General features: G+C 64.8%; 3 protein-coding genes. All 3 read left to right on the top strand.

Annotation, left to right across the window (positions count from 1 at the left end):
* A partial coding sequence (gene purL, locus KGZ40_01410; GenBank protein MBS3956182.1) for a phosphoribosylformylglycinamidine synthase subunit PurL occupies positions 1-1,895 on the top strand: 1,895 nt, incomplete at its 5' end.
* A gap of 15 nt (positions 1,896-1,910) precedes the next feature.
* Positions 1,911-2,447, top strand: a complete 537-nt coding sequence (locus KGZ40_01405; GenBank protein MBS3956181.1) for a DUF4126 domain-containing protein — start codon at positions 1,911-1,913, stop codon at positions 2,445-2,447.
* A 463-nt stretch (positions 2,448-2,910) separates the two neighbouring features.
* Positions 2,911-4,741 (top strand): hypothetical protein (locus KGZ40_01400; protein MBS3956180.1); only part of this gene is annotated, 1,831 nt, incomplete at its 3' end.

The following is a 4,741-nucleotide window of genomic DNA, read 5'->3' as shown; positions in this document are numbered from 1 at the left end:
CGCTCGACGAGCCGCGCCAGCGCTATCTGTTCGAGGGCGCGGTCGCCGGCATCGGCGGGTACGGCAACTGCCTGGGCGTGCCCACGGTGGGCGGCGAGGTGTACTTCGAGGAGGCGTACGCGGGTAACTGCCTGATCAATGCGATGGCGATCGGGCTCATGCGCGAGGAAGACCTCATGCGCGCGGTCGCGGCCGGGCCGGGCAACCTGCTCGTGCTCATCGGCTCGACGACCGGGCGTGACGGCATCGGCGGCGCAAGCGTGCTCGCGAGTCAGGAGTTCGACGAGAAGGCAGAAGAGAAGCGGCCGAGCGTGCAGGTGGGCGACCCGTTCACCGAGAAGCTGCTCATCGAGGCGTGCCTTGAGCTGCTCTCGCGCGACGTGCTCGTGGCCCTCGGCGACCTCGGCGCGGCCGGGCTCACGTCGAGTGCGAGCGAGATGGCGTCGCGCGGCGGCGTGGGGCTCGAGATCGACGTCACGCTCGTCCCGCAGCGCGAAGACGCGATGAAGCCGTTTGAGATCATGGTCTCTGAGTCGCAGGAGCGCATGCTTGCGGTCGTCACCCCGGAGAAGCTCGGCGAGGTCCAGGACATTTGCGAGCGGTGGGGGCTTCCCGCGACCGTCATCGGTCAGGTCACCGACACTGGGCGGTTTGTGATCCGTGAGGGTGACGAAGTGGTGGGCGACATGCCCGCGGCCACGCTCGCGCACGACGCGCCGATCTACGACCCGCCCGCCGAACGCCCCGCCTACCTCGACGAGCTGCACGCGTTCGACCCGCTCGCGGAGTTCGATCATCCGGACGAGCCCGAGATGCTCACCGCGACGCTGTTCGACCTGCTCGCGAGCCCAAACATCTGCTCGCGCCGCTGGATCTGGGAGCAATACGACCACCAGGTCATGCAGGGTACCGTGGTGTTGCCCGGCTCGGATGCGGCTGTCTTGCGCATCGGACTGCCCGGCCGCGGCGAGGTCACGGAGCGCGGCATCGCGGTGTCGACCGATTGCAACGGCCGCTACGTCTATCTCGACCCGTATGTTGGTGCGCAGATTGCGGTCGCCGAGGCGGCGCGCAACGTGGCGTGTTCTGGCGGGCGGCCCGCTGCCATCACCGACTGTCTTAACTTCGGCTCGCCTGAGAAGCCAGAGGTCTTCTGGACGTTTACGGAGGCAATCCGCGGCATGGCGGACGCGTGTCGCGCGTGGGAGATACCGGTCATCTCCGGCAACGTCTCGTTTTACAACGAGTCATTTGGCCAGCCGATCTACCCCACCCCCACCGTCGGGCTCGTAGGCATTCTCGATGACGTCTCAAAGCACACGACGCTCGCGTTCAAGGAGGCGGGCGACGTGATCGTGCTCCTCGGCGAGACCGAGGCAGAGCTCGGCGGGAGCGAGTACCTGAAGGTTGTGTTCGACACGGTTGCCGGAGCGCCGCCACGCGTGGACCTCGCGCACGAAGCGGCGCTGCGCGAGGTGCTGCTCTCCGCGATCGGCGAAGGGCTGCTGCGCTCGGCGCACGACTGCGCAGAGGGCGGGCTCGCGGTCGCGCTCGCCGAGAGCTGCATGGCGGGTGGCATCGGCGCCGACGTCCACCTCGACCTTGGCGAGGGCGACGACGACGGTGTGCTGCCGCCGGTCGCCGCGCTTTTCAGCGAGACGCAGGGCCGGGCCGTGGTGACGGTCGCAGAGAGCGATGTCGAGCGTGTGATCGAGATAGCGCTCTCACACGGCGTGCCGTATTCGGTCGTCGGCGAGGTCGGCGGGGAGTCGCTGCGCATCGAAGGTCTCATCGAGGCCGAGGTAGCCGCGCTTGAGGGCATCTACGAGGATGCGCTCGCAACGTACGTGCACCCCGAGGAGATGTTCGCAAGCGAGGGACTGCGGGAGGAATAGGGAGGCGCTCACGCCATGGACATCCTCACCGGACTCGGACTTGCCATCCCCGCGGGACTCAACGCCTACATCCCGCTCCTGGTCGTCGCGGTCGCGCAGCAGCTCGGCTGGATAGAGCTTGCCGAGCCCTACGCGCTCCTCGGCGAGTGGTGGGCGATCGCGCTCATCGCGGTGCTGCTGGCGATCGAGATGGTGGCCGACAAGGTCCCGGCCGTCGACCACGTCAACGATGCGATCCAGACGTTCGTGCGGCCTGCGGCCGGAGGGCTGCTCTTCGTGGCGGCGGCGGGGAACGCCGAGTGGGTGCATCCGGCCGTCTGGGTCGTCGCGGGTGTACTCGTCGCCGGAAGCGTGCACGCCGCGAAGGCGACGGCCCGGCCTGCGGTCAACGTGTCGACAGCCGGTACGGGCGCTCCGCTCGTGAGCTTTGCCGAGGACGTGGCGGCGTTCGTTGCGACCGTCGTCGCGCTCGTGGCGCCGGTGCTCGTCGTCCTCACGGTAGCCACGACGGTGCTCGTCTTCGTCCGCCGCAGACGACGAGCGGCGCCTTAGGCCAAGCGATGGCCGCGCCCCGGTATCGAAACCGTTCGTCGCTGAGAAGTGCTACTCGTCTGAATCAGACAGCCGCTGGTCGCAATCATGCTCGTAATCCGTTGGAAGATGTCTGCGGGTATCCCGTCCCGGGTATACCCGGCGGGGAAGCATCTCTGAGCACTGGCTGCTCAGGGGGGAGAAGCTAAGATCCGTCTGGCGCGATCCGGTCACCCAGGCCGGGCGGTGAGCTAATGGTGAGACCGACCCTCCGGGGTCGGTCTTTGCGTTGGGGGTGGTTCAGGGAACCACACTCGTCCGTCCAGCGGAAGTGGGGAAGGGAGGTCAGGCAACTGAACCGGGCGATCAGGCCTGTGTCGGCTCGTGTGTGGGATGGAGGCTCGAGTGGAGACGAGCGGCGTCAACGTTCGCTCCCGATGGTGTCGATGGACACTGTAGTGAAGAAGTTAGGGGTGAAATTACTATGGTTGGAAGAGGCAAGTGGAGACGGCTTGTGATCGTGCTTGCGGTCATGGTGCTCACGTTGGGAGTCGCTGTTCCGGCGATGTCGCAGGTCACGCCTGTGGTCGGGAATAGCGTCGACGTGTTTCTGAGCGTGACTCCCAACACGCAGTATCGCGACGGCTCGGTCGCATATACAGTGGCCGCGTTCAACGCCGGATTCGTTGAGGGAGCAAGCCCGGCGTGGATCGATGTGACGTTCACGCCTCCGGGCCCGGACGGCACGGCTTCGGGTACACCGGTGGTGCTGGCGACCGGGTTGAGGATCGAGGTCAATCAGGTCATCACGTGGAACGTGACCACTAATCCAGAGCTTCTGGTGCCTTTGGCACACATCGAAGAGGGCGTGGGCGTGGCTCTAGCCAAGGTGGATTACTATGCGCGCTACGACGCTACTCCTGCGTACTATGCCTCAGGTACCAAGAACATCCCGGTCACGGTGCTCGAGTACGCAGAGCTCGGCGATTTCGTCTGGAACGACCTTGACCAGGACGGTATCCAAGAAGCGGGCGAGCCGGGCATCGAGGGCGTGACGGTGAACCTGTGGTCGGTCGACGAACTCTGTGCGCCGGTCGCGATCATCGACACGATGCTGACAGATGCAAACGGCTACTTCCTGTTCGACAGCTTGAAGGCTGGCGACTACAAGGTGCAGTTCGTCCTGCCTGACGGCGACTGGTTCTTCACCATGCAGTACGCGGGCACGGACGACATGATCGACAGCAACGCCAATCCTGCCACAGGTATCACCGACTGTGTGACGCTTGCGGCGGGCGCAAGCGACCTGACGATCGATGCTGGCATGTACGAGCTGTTCGAGGAACTCACGGTCGACAAGACCGCTGTGACCTCCTACGTCCGCACCAACGAGTGGGCCATCGACAAGTGGGTCGAGACCAAGTTCGGACACACTATCGGTGAGGAGCAGTACCCGAAGATCTGGCTGTGGTTCGATGGCAGCGGTGACGAGTGCGCGACCTGGACCGTCGATGTGGCGTATGAGGGCTATACGGACAGCGACTGGAATGTCTCGGGCACGGTCACCATCGAGAACACCGGTGATCTGCCGGCCATGATCGAAAGCGTCGAAGACGTGCTCGGAGGTTCTGCGATAGAGGTCGACTTCGGCGGTGTGATCTTCCCGTACGAGCTCGCCGTCGGTGACGACCTCGTGGGCACCTACGACGTAGACGTCGCCTCGGCGATCGAGGGCGTGAACAAGGTGACCGTCACCACCGAGCGTGACGATTACATGGCAGAAGCCGCCATCGATTGGGGTGCGCCTGCCGAGGAGCTCTACGGCGAAATCACTGTCCAAGACGTCATGTCACTGAACGGTGTCCCGGGCGTACCCGTCGAGCTGGGTATGCTCAGCGCGCCCAACGGCGATACGTTCACCTACAGCGAGTGTTTTGCGTGGGCCGATTACGTTGACCCCGATCCCGCTTCGTGGAGGTATGACAACACCGCCACCATCATCGAGACGGAGCAGTCCGCCTCCGCGGTGCTCAAGGTCAACTGGATGCCCCCCGCAGAGCTCGGCGATTTCGTCTGGAACGACCTTGACCAGGACGGTATCCAAGACGAGGGCGAGCCGGGCATCGAGGGCGTGACGGTGAACCTGTGGTCGGTCGACGAACTCTGTGCGCCGGTCGCGATCATCGACACGATGCTGACAGATGCAAACGGCTACTTCCTGTTCGACAGCTTGAAGGCTGGCGACTACAAGGTGCAGTTCGTCCTGCCTGACGGCGACTGGTTCTTCACCATGCAGTACGCGGGCACGGACGACA

Source organism: Clostridiales bacterium, assembly GCA_018333995.1.
Classification (GTDB): domain Bacteria; phylum Actinomycetota; class Coriobacteriia; order Anaerosomatales; family SLCP01; genus JAGXSG01.
The sequence above is the reverse complement of the archived record's forward strand: the minus strand, read 5'-3'. Positions and strand labels throughout refer to the sequence as shown.

Excerpts from the sequence above, each read along its gene's own strand:
- KGZ40_01405 (MBS3956181.1), top strand. The coding sequence starts at position 1,911 with ATGGACATCCTCACCGGACTCGGACTTGCCATCCCCGCGGGACTCAAC.